At 67.5% G+C, this 13,961-nt stretch carries 8 protein-coding genes; 3 read left to right on the plus strand and 5 right to left on the minus strand.

Going from position 1 to position 13,961, the window contains the following annotated elements:
• The first annotated feature begins 83 nt into the window (after window positions 1-83).
• Window positions 84-992 carry a LysR substrate-binding domain-containing protein gene (locus WIX41_RS16690; RefSeq protein ID WP_339449562.1) on the plus strand — a complete coding sequence of 303 codons (909 nt, stop codon included), beginning with the start codon at window positions 84-86 and terminating at the stop codon, window positions 990-992.
• Window positions 993-1,125: 133 nt separating this feature from the next.
• Here WIX41_RS16690 and WIX41_RS16695 read toward each other — a convergent pair whose 3' ends face one another.
• From WIX41_RS16695 to imuA, 5 genes are all read right to left on the minus strand, one after another.
• A complete protein-coding gene (locus tag WIX41_RS16695) occupies window positions 1,126-1,893 on the minus strand; it encodes a YggS family pyridoxal phosphate-dependent enzyme (protein WP_339449563.1) in 768 nt (255 codons plus the stop codon).
• A 356-nt stretch (window positions 1,894-2,249) separates the two neighbouring features.
• Window positions 2,250-2,756, minus strand: coding sequence for a hypothetical protein (locus tag WIX41_RS16700; protein WP_339449564.1), 507 nt, complete (start codon window positions 2,754-2,756; stop codon window positions 2,250-2,252).
• Window positions 2,757-2,942: 186 nt separating this feature from the next.
• Entirely contained in the window at window positions 2,943-6,044 is a 3,102-nt protein-coding gene (locus WIX41_RS16705; protein ID WP_339449565.1) for an error-prone DNA polymerase, read from the minus strand.
• On the minus strand, window positions 6,041-7,456 hold the full coding sequence (locus tag WIX41_RS16710) for a Y-family DNA polymerase (protein ID WP_339449566.1): 1,416 nt from the start codon (window positions 7,454-7,456) through the stop codon (window positions 6,041-6,043). The genes WIX41_RS16705 and WIX41_RS16710 overlap by 4 nt, the downstream gene beginning before the upstream one ends.
• Before the next feature lie 9 nt (window positions 7,457-7,465).
• Window positions 7,466-8,083 carry a translesion DNA synthesis-associated protein ImuA gene (imuA, locus tag WIX41_RS16715; protein ID WP_339449567.1) on the minus strand — a complete coding sequence of 206 codons (618 nt, stop codon included), beginning with the start codon at window positions 8,081-8,083 and terminating at the stop codon, window positions 7,466-7,468.
• A gap of 491 nt (window positions 8,084-8,574) precedes the next feature.
• On the opposite strand from imuA, the gene WIX41_RS16720 reads away from it, so the two are divergent.
• Window positions 8,575-11,391, plus strand: a complete 2,817-nt coding sequence (locus tag WIX41_RS16720; protein ID WP_339449568.1) for a beta-glucosidase family protein — start codon at window positions 8,575-8,577, stop codon at window positions 11,389-11,391.
• Between the two features lie 635 nt (window positions 11,392-12,026).
• A complete protein-coding gene (locus WIX41_RS16725) occupies window positions 12,027-13,922 on the plus strand; it encodes a CocE/NonD family hydrolase (protein WP_339449569.1) in 1,896 nt (631 codons plus the stop codon).
• The last annotated feature ends 39 nt before the right edge of the window (window positions 13,923-13,961 follow it).

Here is a 13,961-nt window from a genome sequence, read left to right on the forward strand (position 1 = left end):
GAGAGGAGCTCACGATAGGGGCAGGATGGTGGCTGCAAAAGCGATCATTTCGCAAGTCTCACTTGAAATGGAATCAAGTCGCAATGTCCCGCATCCCCCTTCAGCCGTTGCAGAATTTCGTCACCGCCGCACGCCTGGGCAACCTGACCCGGGCGGCGGATTCGTTGAACCTGACCGTCAGTGCGCTCAGCCACCAGATGCGGCAGCTCGAAGAGCGCCTGGGCTATGCGCTGCTGCAGCGGCAACCGCGCGGGGTTCGGGTTACGCCGGAAGGCCAGCGGTTGCTGGAGCAGGTCGGTCCACACCTGGATGCGATCGCGCAGGCGCTGCAGCCCTTCGGAGCGCGCCACGACCGGGTGCTGTCGGTGAGCGCGTTGCCGTCGATGGCGTCCAACTGGCTGGTACCTCGCCTGGGCTCGTTCGTGGCCTGCCATCCGGAAATAGAATTCAACCTGGAATCCAGCGAACGGCTCATCGATTTCGAGCGGCAGCTGCAGTGCGACGCCGCGTTGCGGGTGGGGGCCGGGCAGTGGAGCGGGTTGCATGTGGAGCCGCTGTTCGACGAATGGCTGGTGCCGATGGCCAGTCCTTCACTGGTCGAGCGCATGGGCGGGGCAGGCGCGCTGCCGCTGTCGCAGTGGCCGCTGCTGGGCGATCCGGATGGCGAATGGCAGCGCTGGTTCGCGGCGGTCGGGGAGGTCGCACCTTCGCGCTATGTGGCCATGCTCAATGACTCCGAATCGCATCACCGTGCCGCGTTGGATGGCTTCGGGGTGGCGCTGGGACGGGTGACGCGGGCGCGGCTGTTGCTGGATTCAGGGCAGTTGATCGCGTTGTCGCCGCATCGATTGAAGACGCGCTGGTCGCATTGGCTGGTGTATCCGCCACGATCGTCCACGCACCGGGGATTTCTGGCATTCCGGGAGTGGTTGCTGGCGCAGGCGGCGGAGCATGCGCGGCATATGCAGAGAGTGGTTGATCAGGCGCGCTGAGGGGGCATCGCAGCCACGCAGGGCGTGGCGCTACGGCGGGGCGGTGCATGTGGTTGATGCGGCGTAACGGCGTGCGGTGTGCCGTGGTTGATGCGGCGTAGAGCCACGCCCTGCGTGGCTGCGCGGACCAGGATCAGGCGACGGGCGTCGGCCAATAATGACTGTCCGGAGTGGCCCGCGCCCCAAAAATCGCCTGGCCAACGCGCACCACGGTGGCGCCTTCTTCGATGGCGATGTCGAAATCGCCGGACATGCCCATCGACAGTTCGTCCAGGCTGACGCCAGCCGGCAGGGTCGGACGCAGGCGGTCGCGCAGCTCGCGCAGGCGCACGAAACACGGGCGTACCTGTTCGGGATCGGCAGAGAACACTGCCAGGGTCATCAGCCCGCGCACGCGCAGCTGGGTGAACGCGGGCAACTGCTGCATGAAGTCGGCGACCTCGATCGGGTCCAGACCGTACTTGCTGGCTTCGCCCGAGGTGTTGACCTGTACGAACACATCCAGCGTGCGGCCTTCCTGTGCCAGTCGCTGGTCCAGCGCCTGGGCCACGCGCAGGCTGTCCAGCGCCTGGAATTCGCTGGCAAAGCGGGCCACATCACGGGCCTTGTTGGTCTGCAGATGGCCGATCACCGACCAGCGGATGCCCAGGTCGGCCATTGCTTCGGCCTTGCCTTTGGCTTCCTGCACCTTGTTCTCACCCAGCGTATCGCAGCCGGCGGCCACCGCCAGGCGCAGGCGCGCTTCGTCCACGGTCTTGCTCACCGGCAGCAGGCGCACGCTGCCCGGATCGCGCCCGGCACGCGCGCAGGCGGCCGCAATGCGCGCATGCACCGCGTCCAGGTTGTGGCGGAAGTCGTCAACGGTATTGGCCTGCGGCCAGGCAGGGGCGGGGATGGACATGGTGTGTTCTGGAACAGGCGTAGTAGGCATTTTCGCACGGGCAGACGAAATGGGGTCCGTAACATTTCGTGCCCATCGCAGCCCGCTTGGGCCGGCCAACGGCCGGCGCTACCGGTATAGCCGAAGCCCATGGTTGATTGATACCGATCCCAATGGGTACGTATGAATTCGTAGCCCCGGCCGTTGGCCGGACACCGCGCGCAGCGCGGCACAAGCGTCCGAAACCGGTCCCGCAACGATTGCGGCCAACGATCCGACGTTTACGCCCACCGAAGCCGCCCATCAGGCGTTCATGACCCCGGATCGAAAAGCAGCCGGCCAACGGCCGGCGCTACCGGATCGATAGATCCCAATTCTCACGGCGCCGCAGCCGCCCCCGGACGAATGTAATGCGACTGCCCGTTATCGTTGAGGAAAATCAGCTCCGGCTTGCCCTGCCACGAGGTGAGCATGGCGCCGGTGCTGTTCTGGTGCTTGATCACCAGGGTGGCGCCGCGATCGGGGTTGGCGGTGATCTTGAACACTTCGGTGGTGCCCTTGGCATCGTCCAGCGTGAACGAGGCCTCGTCGCCGACATCGGCGGTGCCGTAACTGCCGCGTTCGGAACCGTCGGCCCCGAGCAGCACCACGCCCGACAGCGGCGAGGCGCGCGGGCCCTGCGAGACACCCTTGCTGAGCGGGTCGGGCAGGGGCGCGCCGAGGATCACCCGGGCCTGGCCGCTGCCATCCTGGATGACCAGCCCGCGCGCGGTGATCACGCGCTCGGCCGACCCGCTCTGGTGCAGCCGTACGGCGGTGTAGCCCGAGACCAGCAGGGCAAGGCTGGAAACCGCCAGTGTGGTGAGGGTGAGTGCGCGCGACATGGCCGGCTCCGGATCCTTGGATGGCAGCGACGATAGCCGAAGGCGTATTGGCTGCACCAGTCGGAAAAGTCTGTATCTATCGTCGGCGTGATGTGGATCACATGGGGCAGCGGGGCAGAGCAGCGGGGCAGAGCAGCGGGGCAGAGCAGCGGGGCAGAGCCCCGCTCTACGGGGGGCGCGAAACGGTCAATGGAAGTCGCGGCTGTGGGTGCGCACCCCATCGATCAGCGCGTCGAGGTTGTGCATGCGCTGCACGATCAGGTGCTGCACGCCATCCACCCGCTCCAGCCGGCCATCGATCTGCATCAGCTGTGCCTCCACCAGCACCCGGTGCTGGCGGTCGGCGGTCCTGCGCCAGACCACCGCGTTGACCATGCCGCTTTCGTCTTCCAGGGTGAGGAAGGTCACCCCGCTGGCGGTCTGCGGGCGTTGGCGCATGCGCACCAGCCCGGCGAAGCGCACGCTGCGCCCATGCGGCAGCTGCGCCAGTTCGTCCGAGCGCTGGCAGCGGCGTGCGCGCAGCTCGGCGCGGATGAACGACACCATATGCTGGCCCAGCGTGGTGCCGGTGCTGTTGTAATCGGCCTGCATGTCCTCGAACGCGCTTGGCGGCGGCAACGCCACGTCCGCATCGGCGGTGGCGCGGACGGTCTCGAACAGCGGCAGCGGCTTTTCCACGCCGGATACATCCCAGCGCGCGCGGTGGCGGTGCCCGCTCAGCCCCTTGAGCGCGCCAGCGTCGGCCAGCAGCCCCTGGTGGCGGCGGTCCAGCCGTGCGCGCTGGCTCAGGTCGGCCACGCTGTCGAAGGCATGCCGGGCGCGCGCCTGCATCACCGCTTCGGCCACGCCCTCGATGAAGCCGTCAATCATGCGCAGGCCGAGCCGGATGCCGGGCAGGGCATCGGGCTGTGCGGCCGGCACCAGCGTGCAGTTCCAGTCGCTGTGGCGCACGTCCACCGGCAGTACCGGCACGCCATGCCGGCGCGCGTCCTGCAGGATCTGGTCGGGGGTGTAGAAGCCCAGCGGCTGGCTGTTGATCAGGCTGGCAGCGAACGCGGACGGGTGGTGGCACTTCAGCCAGCAGCTCACGTAGGTGATCAGTGCGAAGCTGGCGGCATGGCTTTCCGGGAAGCCATAGCTGCCAAAGCCCTTGATCTGCTCGAACAGGCGCTCGCCGTACTCGCGGCTGTAGTGGTTCTTTTCCATCCCGGCCAGCAGCTTGTCGCGGTGCGGTTCCAGCCCGCCGTGGCGCTTCCAGGCGGCCATCGAGCGGCGCAGCGCATCGGCTTCGCCGGGCGTGAAACCGGCGGCGGCCACCGCCAGTTGCATCACCTGTTCCTGGAACAACGGAACGCCCAGGGTGCGTTTGAACACCTTTTCCAGTTTCGGTGGGTAGTCGATTTCTTCGATGCTTTCTTCCTTGAGCCGCTTGCGGCGATTGAGGTAGGGATGGACCATGTCGCCCTGGATCGGCCCGGGCCGCACGATCGCCACTTCGATCACCAGGTCGTAGAAACAGCGAGGCTGCATGCGCGGCAGCATGGCCATCTGCGCGCGCGATTCGATCTGGAACACGCCCAGCGTATCGGCGCGGCAGATCATGTCGTAGGTGGCGGTGTCGCCGGCCGGGATGTCGGCCATGCCCATCGCCGGGGCACCGTGCGCGTGCAGCATGGCCAGGCATTTGCGCACGGCGGTGAGCATGCCCAGCGCCAGGCAGTCGACCTTCATCAGCCCGGTGGCATCCAGGTCGTCCTTGTCCCACTGGATCACGGTGCGGTCGGCCATGGCTGCGTTCTCGACCGGGACCAGGGTGGACAGCGGGTATTCGGAAATCACGAAACCGCCCGGGTGCTGGGACAGGTGGCGGGGGAAATCCACCAGTTCGGCGGTCAGCGCCACCACCCGCCGCATCAACGGCGTGTCCGGGTCGAAGCCGCGCTCGCGCAGCGCCTCGGGCAGCGGCTCGTGGCTGCTCCAGCGGTCCAGGCAGGCGGCCAGTTCGTTGACCTGGTCCGGTGGCAGGCCGAGCACGCGGGCGACATCGCGCACCGCGCTGCGGCCGCGGTAGCTGATCGCCACGGCGGTGAGCGCGGCGCGTTCGCGGCCGTAGCGGTTGAACACGTACTGCAGCACTTCCTCGCGGCGTTCGTGTTCGAAATCGATGTCGATGTCCGGTGGTTCGTCGCGCTCGGCGGAGATGAAACGCTCGAACAGCAGCTCCATGTGGCTGGGGTCGATCTCGGTCACACCCAGCACGAAACACACCGACGAATTGGCCGCCGATCCACGGCCCTGGCACAGGATCTTCTGGCTGCGCGCGAAGTGCACGATGTCGTGCACGGTCAGGAAGTACGATTCGTACTGCTTGAGGTGGATCAGGCCCAGTTCGTGTTCGATCTGCCGGCGCTGCGCGGCGCTGGCACCGTCCGGCCAGCGCCAGCGCATGCCGTCTTCCACCAGCGTGCGCAGCCAGCTGGCCGGGTCGTGGCCGTCGGGCACCAGCTCGCGCGGGTAGGTGTACTGCAGCTGCGCCAGGTCGAAGCGGCAGCGCGCGGCCACGCGCAGGGTTTCTTCCAGCAGCTCGGGCGGGTACAGCGCGGCCAGGGCCTGGCGGGTGCGCAGGTGGCGTTCGCCATTGGGAAACAGGTGCCAGCCGGCATCGGCGATGGTGCAGTGCTGGCGGATTGCGGTGAGCGTGTCCTGCAGCGCACGGCGGCGGCGCACGTGCATGTGTACATCGCCGCCGGCCACCAGCGGCAGGTCGTGGGCGTAGCCGAATTCCAGCAGTGCTTCGAGCCGGGCCACGTCGTCGGCCTCGCGGTGCAGTTCCACTGCCAGCCACAGCCGGTGCGCGAAGCGCGCATGCAGCCAGGCCGCATCCTCCGCACTGGGCGCACGCGCCGGCCACAGGCACAGCAGACTGTCGGGCAGGGCGTCGAAATCCTCGCGCAGGCAACGGTATTGGCCCTTGGGCGCACGCCGGCGGCAGGTGGTGATCAACTGGCACAGCCCGGCATAGGCGGCCAGGTCGGTGCACAGCAGCACCACCTTGGGACCGTCTTCGATCTGGAATTCCGCGCCGGTGATCAAGGCGAGCTCATGTTTCTTCGCCGCCTGCCAGGCGCGCACGATGCCGGCCAGCGAACATTCGTCGGTGATCGCCAGGGCCTGGTAACCCTGTTCCTTTGCACGCGCGAACAGTTCTTCGGCGATGGAAGCACCGCGCTGGAAACTGAAGGCCGACAGGCAATGCAGTTCGGCGTAACCGGGCAGGGCGGTGCTCATGCGAACCAGCCATGCAGCATGAACGGCCCGTGCCGCGCACCGGCAGCGGTATAGGCCCAGCCGCGCTGGCCCTGGCCGGTTTCCACCACGTAGTAATCGCGGCGCACATCGCCTTCGTCCCACCAGCCCGATTCGATCCGCTCCGGCCCCGACAGGATGCGCAGGTCCGGGTCGTACAGTGGCTGCGGGGTGGCCAGCAGCCAGCCCGGGCGCAACGGCAACACCGGCGGCGGGCCTTTGATGGTCTGGACGGCCGTGCCGTTGGCGCGTTCGGGCCGGTGTTCGGCGCGCAGCCCCACGCCCTGCACGGCCTCGTCGCCCAGGCGTGCACGCAGGCGTTCGCGCAGCTGTTCCCACGGCATGGCCTGTTGCGGGCGCGGGTCGAACAGGTCGCGTGCGGCCGGCACGAACGGCGGCAGGTGTTCGGCCTGCAGGCGCAGCCCGCGGCTGCCGGCGGGCAGGCGCAGGTGGTCGACGCGGTTGCGCGCCAGTTCGAACAGCATCGCCGCGTCGCGCTCGGGTGCGAGCAGGCCCACGGTCAGCCGGGTGTCGGGGTGCCGCTCATGTTCGAACCACAGGTCGAACTGCTGCGCGCCGCCATCGCGCGAACACAGGAACGCGGCCAGGTCGGCGGTGAGGCGGCGCAACGGGAACAGCAATGCCTGGGTCGAGTCGATTTCGTACTCGAACTCGATCCGCGCATCGAACCGGTCCGGGGGGCGGAAGTACTGCAGCGGCGCGCTGCCGATACCGCACAGCGCATCCAGGTGGGCCAGTACCTGGGCCGGGAACCGCCGGGCCAGGCTCTCGCGGGGCAGTGCGAAGGCCTCGCCCAGCGTGCGCAGACCGGAGCGGGCCAGTACCGTGACGGCCTCGGCGGGCAGGCCGCTGCGGTCGATCGGGATCTGCGCCAGTGCAGGCTCCAGTGCGTGTGCATCCACCCCCAGCCGGGCGTGCACGCGGGTCAGCACCCAGGCCGCGTGCGGATTCGGTGCGGCCACCAGACGATGCCGGAAGCCCAGTTCCTCCAGGCCCTCGCGCAGGCGCTGTTCAATCGCCGGCCAGTCGCCGAACAACGCGCGGCTGGCGCCGATTTCCAGTGCCAGCGCATGCGGGAAGGCCAAGCTCACCTGCGAGCTGATGCCGTACAGCCAGCTGGCCAGCAGCTGGCGGGTGTCCTGTTCGGCGCGCGGGTCGTAGTCCACCGTGAGCATGTCGCGGGTGAGCACCTGCGCGGCCGACAGCAGCATGCCGCGGCGCAGGCCCAGCTGGCGCGCCGCCGGGCTGACCGCATGCAGCACGCGGCGCTGGGCCGGGCCGGTGACCAGCACCAGCGGTGCGCGCGGATCGGGCTGCTGGCGCAGGGCCGCGTCCAGCGCCAGTTGAGGCAGCAACAGGCAGGCCCACTGCATGGCGGCGCCTCAATGAGCCAGGGCCAGCGGCAACGGCTGCGCCGGTGCCATGCCGCCGCGGCATTTGAGCACCCGCACCTGGCCGGCATCGAGCTGCAGGCGCAACGGGGCGGGGGAGGGGTTGCGGGCCAGGCGGCTGTCGCGGAAGGCAAAGCCCAGGCACTGGCCGGTTTCAGCGGCGACCTGCAGCCGGCGCAGGGCACGGTCGTCGGCATGCCCTGGCCAGCACAGTACCGCCGCACAGGCGGCCGAGCGCAGGCATTGTTCGGTGGCCCAAAGCGCTTCGCGCGGGTTGGCGTGGACCACCTGCAGCTGGCCCAGGGCCAGCCCGGCGCCGGCCCAGGCCGGAGCATGCGGCAGGTACGGCGGGGCGACCAGTACCACGGTCTGCTGCAGTTGGCTGAGCCGGGCCAGGGTCGGCCAGACCAGCGCCAGTTCGCCCTGGCCGGGCGCGGCCAGCAGCACTTCGGACAAGGCTGCCGGCGGCCAGCCGCCGCCGGGCAGGCGGCTGTCCAGCGCCGGGTGTCCGGTCGGATGGGCAGCGGCTTCCGGAACCGCCACACGCGGTTGTCCGCGCCAGACCTGGCGGCTTTCCAGCAGCTGCTCCAGGGCCACGACCGCGCCCATCAACGCACCTCCCGGTCAGGCTGGAACAGGGTGAAAAGGGCGGAAAACCGGGGCATGGGGGGCGAGGATGGGCAGTGCGGGTGTCAAGGGTTGAGACCGACATGCTACGTATTATTAGCAAAATTGCTAATGAATTTACCCGCCATGTCGGCGACTCCCTAAATGGGTAGCCCCGGCCGTTGGCCGGCTGCTCTTCGTTCCGGGGCCATGAACGCCGGACGGACGGCTTCGGATGTGCCCCGAACCTGAACACGCTGTTGACACGGATGAACAGGGTGAACGACTCTTGGCCGGATGGGTGTTGGTGACGGCACCCGGCGGATGCGATGGCTGTGTGGCGACAGGCGGAGGGGCCTGATCGTGGCTGGCGTGCCCGTGTAGACCGATGCCGGCCGCAATGCATGCCGGGATCCCGCCATGACGGCGCGCTGCACCCTTCTGCGGCAAGACTCCCTGGATTTTCTGCGTCAGCAAAGGTGTTTCGCCCGCTTATGAAAACGATTACAAAGCCCTTGGTCCTGACGGTCGCCATCGCCCTGTCGCTGTCTGCCTCCGCCTTGGCCGCGCCCGTCGTCGCCAGCGATGCCTTCACCGTGCTGCGCCTGGACCAGGCACCGACGTACCTGGACGCCAAGACGGTGGCGGAACAGCTGAAAGCGCTGGACGTGGATGCGCTGACCATCGGCAATGCGATCCGTCCGGCCGACACCATGGAAAGCGCGCAGGCCCCGGACCCGCTGGCGGCCATGGCCGACGATCTCGGCTACACCTATCGCTTCGTCAGCGCCGATCCGGCCGCCGCCGAACAGCGGGGCAGTATCGTGCTATCGCGCCTGCCGGTGGAGGCAGAATCGGGCGTGGAAGCGCCGGGCCTGAATTACCTGCGCCTCACTGACGGTCGCCACGTGGTGGCGCTGTACACCGGGGCCACCGATGCCGATGGCACTCGACTGAAGGCACTGGTGGACAATTCGCGCCTGGGTGCCCCCGCCGTGTTGCTGAACACCGATGACGCCACTGCGATAGCAGCCGGGTTTGCCAAGGCTGCAGATGGCACCGGCTACCGCCTGGGCTTCGACTCGGCCAGCAGCAAAGCGGTGAAGCTGCGCCTCACCGACGATGCGGCCGTTGCCGGCCAGTTGTTGACCCTGGGCTACAGCGCACCGGTCGGCGGCGACACGCCGTGGATGGACACCAGCCTGAGCGCGGATGCGCGCGCCAGACTGTTGGTGGCGCGGATGACCGTGGACGAGAAGTTCCAGATGCTGCACAGCTACTTCGGGCTGGGCAAGGATGGCGGGCCGCTGCCGGAAGGCGCGGTCGGTTCGGCCGGTTTCGTGCCGGGCGTGCCGCGCCTGGGCATCCCGGCCCAGCAGTCGGCCGATGCCGGTGTGGGCGTGACCAATCCGGGCGGGATCCGCAAGGGCGACCATGCCACGGCGATGCCGTCGGGCCCGTCCACCGCCTCGAGCTGGAACCCGCAGATCGCGTTCACCGGCGGCGCCACGATGGGTCGCGAGGCCTGGCAGCAGCGCTTCAACATCCTGCTGGCAGGCAGCGTCAACCTGCAGCGCGACCCGCGCAACGGCCGCAACTTCGAATATGCCGGTGAAGACCCGCTGCTGGCCGGCCGCCTGGTCGGCGAGTCGATCCGGGGCGTGCAGAGCCAGCACGTGATCTCGACGATGAAGCATTTCGCGCTCAACGACATGGAAACCTCGCGCAACTTCCACAGCGCTGAAATCGGCGAACAGGCGATGCGCGAATCGGACCTGCTGGCGTTCGAAATCGCGCTGGACGCCGGCAAGCCCGGTTCGGTGATGTGTTCGTACAACCGCATCAACGGCATCTACGGCTGCGAGCACGATTACCTGATGAACCAGGTGCTCAAGCAGGAATGGAAGTTCCCCGGTTTCGTGATGTCCGACTGGGGCGGCGTGCACAGCGGCTCCAAGGCGGCGCTGGCCGGGCTGGACCAGCAGTCGGCGGGCGAGGTGTTCGACAAGGCGGTGTACTTCGATCAGCCGCTGCGGCTGGCGGTGGCCGGCGGCACGGTGCCGCAGGCGCGCCTGGATGACATGGTCGCGCGCATCCTGCGCACGATGTTCGCGCACGGCAATTTCGATTTGCCGCCGCAGCATGTGCCGATCGATGATGAAGCCGGCTTCGCCGCCGCGCAGCGCACGGTGGAAGAGGGCAGCGTGCTGCTGCGCAATGCCGGCGATGTGCTGCCGCTTGGCAAGGACGTGCAGCGCATCGTGATCATCGGTGGGCATGCCGACAAGGGCGTGATCGGGGGCGGTGGTTCGTCGATGGTGGGCTGGACGGCCAAGGGCACCAATGCGGTGCCGGGCGTGCTGCCGACCACGTGGCCGGGCCCGGTGATCTTCCACCCGTCCTCGCCGCTGGAGGCGCTGCGCGCCGAGCGCCCGGACGCGACCATCGAGTACGTGGACGGCCGTGACGTGGCCGCTGCCGCGCGCGCTGCCGCCGCAGCCGACGTGGCGATCGTGTTCGCGACCCAGTGGTCGGCCGAATCGGTCGACCTGCCGCACATGCAACTGCCGGACAACCAGGACAAACTGATTGCCGGGGTGGCCAAGGCCAACCCGAAGACGGTGGTGGTGCTGGAAACCAACGGCCCGGTCGAGCTGCCCTGGCTGCAGCAGGTGCCGGCGGTGCTGCAGGCGTGGTACCCGGGCATTCGTGGCGGTGAGGCGATTGCGGCGCTGCTGACGGGCAAGGTCAATCCGTCCGGCCGGCTGCCGGTGACCTGGCCGGTGGATGCGTCGCAGCTGCCGCGCCCGCACGTGAACGGGCTGGGCTTCAGCCCGAAGCAGAAGCCGGACGACACCATCGATTACAACATCGAAGGCGCCAACGTGGGCTACAAGTGGTTCGCGGCAAAGGGGCTGACACCGCAGTTCGCGTTCGGCCACGGTCTGTCGTACACGAGCTTCCAGTACGACAACCTGACCTACACGGCGATGGGCCAGCGCCTGGTGGCGACGGTGGACGTCCGCAACACGGGCAAGGTGGCCGGCGCGGACGTGGCGCAGCTGTACCTGAAGATGCCGGAAGGCAGCACCACGCCGATCCGCCTGATCGGGTTCCAGAAGGTGATGCTGCAGCCGGGTGAGTCGCGCCGGATCCGCATCGAGGCCGAACCGAAGGCAATGGCCAGTTTCGATACGGGCGACAAGCAGTGGAAGATTGCGGAAGGCCGTTACGAGCTGCAGCTTTCGCGTTCGGCCAATGAGACGCTGCAGACTTCGCCGATGGTGTTGGGTGGTGGTGTGGTGAAGTAAGGCCTGCGTGGTGCGTGGGCGTTCAGAACGCTCACGCTTTACCGCGAAAAGCTCTGGGCTGTAGGTGTCTGCGGCTTGGCTGGCGGGTGTGGGTTTGCGGGACACGCCGTGAACCCATCCATGGGGGCTCGTTCGCGCCATCCATGGCGCTCTACGGTCCCGCAAACCCACCCCCGCCAGCCTTTGACAGTTGGCTGGTTGCCCCGGGAAATCAAATGCAACGGCAACGGCATTCTTCGGTTGGGGTCATGCGTTACCGTGCCGATTGGCAATGTTGGCGGTCGTTTGGTAACCGACCCTAGGCGTCGGTGCCGACCAACGGTCGGTACTTTCCGCTGTTTCATTGGCCACCGGCTCACTGTCAAAGGGTCGGCGGGTATGGGGGTACGGGGGCTTTGCGAAACATGGATGTTTCGCAAGAGCCCCCATGGATGGGTTTACGGCGCCCCCCGTACCCCCATGCCCGCCGGCCCAAGCCAGGGACGCCCGCAGACCAAGGCTTTGGCTTCAAGGCTTCAAGGCTTCAAGGCTTTGCTCCAGGAGGCCGTTCGCGGCCAACCATCGGCACATATCGGGCAGGGAAGAACGGCGCTAGGCTGCGGAGGTTGGTCGCCATCACCTTCCCGGAGAGAGCCATGCGTGTTCGTGTCGTGCCTGTGGTGCTGTTGAGCCTGATGATTGCCGCCAGCGTGTCGGCGCAGACCGCGCCGATGACGCCGGACATTCCGGCCAAGGGGTTTGTCACCCCCACTGCGGGATATGACTACGACAAGCGCGAAGTGATGGTTCCCATGCGCGATGGGACGAAGCTTTATACGGTGATCGTGGTGCCCAAGGGCGCGCGCAACGCGCCCATGCTGCTGACCCGTACGCCATACGATGCCGCCAACCGCGCCAAGCGCATCGATTCGCCGCATATGCGCGACATCCTTCCGCAGGGCGATGAAGTGTTCGTCGATGCCGGTTATATCCGCGTGTTCCAGGATATCCGCGGAAAGTACGGCTCCGAAGGCGATTATGTGATGACCCGGCCACTGCGCGGGCCGCTGAATTCCACCAAGGTCGACCATGCCACCGATGCCTGGGACACCATCGACTGGCTGGTCAAGCACGTGCCCGAAAGCAACGGCAAGGTCGGCATGCTGGGCTCCTCGTATGAGGGCTTCACCGTGGTGATGGCGCTGACCAACCCGCATCCCGCGCTGAAGGTCGCCGCGCCGCAGAGCCCGATGATCGACGGCTGGATGGGCGACGACTGGCTCAACTACGGCGCCTTCCGGCAGGTCAACTTCGGCTACTTCACCGGCCAGCTGGCCAAGCGCGGCAAGGGCCCGTCCATTCCCAGCACCGGCTACGACGACTACACCACCTTCCTGCGCGCCGGTTCGGCCGGCGATTATGCCAAGGCCAATGGCCTGGAGCAGCTGGCGTGGTGGCACAAGCTGGTCGAACACCCGGCCTATGACGCCTTCTGGCAGGAACAGGCGCTGGATGCGCGCATGGCCAAAACGGAGTTGAAGGTGCCCACCATGTGGCTGCAGGGCCTGTGGGACCAGGAAGACATGTGGGGCGCCGTGCACAGCTATGCGGCGATGGAGCCGCGCGACAGCAGCAACACCCTCAACTACCTGGTCATGGGCCCGTGGCGGCACAGCCAGGTGAACTATGACGGCAGCAGCCTGGGCGCGCTGAAGTTCGAGGGCGACACCGCGCTGCAGTTCCGCCGCGACGTGCTCAAGCCGTTCTTCGACCAGTACCTGGTGGACGGCGCGGCCAAGGCCGGTACGCCGCCGGTGCTGATCTACAACACCGGCGAGAACCATTGGGACAAGCTGCAGCAGTGGCCGCGCCCCGCCGCGCAGACCCGGCCGCTGTACCTGCGTGCAGGCGGCAAACTGTCGTTCGAGGCACCGCAGGCGGGCGAGGCGACATACGAAGCGTATGTGTCCGACCCGGCCAAGCCGGTGCCGTTCGCGCCGCGCCCGGTGCGTTTCGCCGACCGCGACATGTGGACCAGCTGGCTGGTCAAGGACCAGCGCTTTGTCGATGGCCGCACCGACGTGCTGACCTTCGTCAGCGAACCGCTGACCGAACCGCTGCGGATCGGCGGCGCGCCGCAGGTGAACCTGCAGGCGGCCACCAGCGGCAGCGACAGCGACTGGGTGGTGAAGCTGATCGATGTGTACCCCGACCAGGTGCCGTCGACGCCGGAGATGGGCGGCTATGAGCTGGGCGTGTCGATGGCGATCTTCCGCGGACGTTACCGTGAGAGTTTCAGCGAACCAAAGGCAGTCGCGCCGAACCAGGTGCTTGATTACAAGTTCGGTCTGCCGACCGCCAACCACGTGTTCCAGCCGGGCCACAGGGTGATGGTGCAGGTGCAGTCCAGCCTGTTCCCACTGTACGACCGCAACCCGCAGACCTTCGTGCCCAACATCTACCTGGCCAAGCCGGGCGACTACCAGAAGGCAACCCAGCAGGTGTGGCATGCACCGGCGAACGCGTCGTTCATTTCATTGCCGGTTTACTGAGAAAAACGTGCAGCCGGGCTTTGCCGCGCCCCGGCACCG

Source organism: Stenotrophomonas sp. AB1(2024) (assembly GCF_037482345.1).
GTDB lineage: Bacteria > Pseudomonadota > Gammaproteobacteria > Xanthomonadales > Xanthomonadaceae > Stenotrophomonas.

Bases quoted from the DNA above. Each gene is read 5' to 3' on its own strand.
- WIX41_RS16690 (WP_339449562.1), top strand. From the start codon at position 84: ATGTCCCGCATCCCCCTTCAGCCGTTGCAGAATTTCGTCACCGCCGCA.
- WIX41_RS16695 (WP_339449563.1), bottom strand. From the start codon at position 1,893: ATGTCCATCCCCGCCCCTGCCTGGCCGCAGGCCAATACCGTTGACGAC.
- WIX41_RS16700 (WP_339449564.1), bottom strand. From the start codon at position 2,756: ATGTCGCGCGCACTCACCCTCACCACACTGGCGGTTTCCAGCCTTGCC.
- WIX41_RS16705 (WP_339449565.1), bottom strand. From the start codon at position 6,044: ATGAGCACCGCCCTGCCCGGTTACGCCGAACTGCATTGCCTGTCGGCC.
- WIX41_RS16710 (WP_339449566.1), bottom strand. From the start codon at position 7,456: ATGCAGTGGGCCTGCCTGTTGCTGCCTCAACTGGCGCTGGACGCGGCC.
- imuA (WP_339449567.1), bottom strand. From the start codon at position 8,083: ATGGGCGCGGTCGTGGCCCTGGAGCAGCTGCTGGAAAGCCGCCAGGTC.
- WIX41_RS16720 (WP_339449568.1), top strand. From the start codon at position 8,575: ATGAAAACGATTACAAAGCCCTTGGTCCTGACGGTCGCCATCGCCCTG.
- WIX41_RS16725 (WP_339449569.1), top strand. From the start codon at position 12,027: ATGCGTGTTCGTGTCGTGCCTGTGGTGCTGTTGAGCCTGATGATTGCC.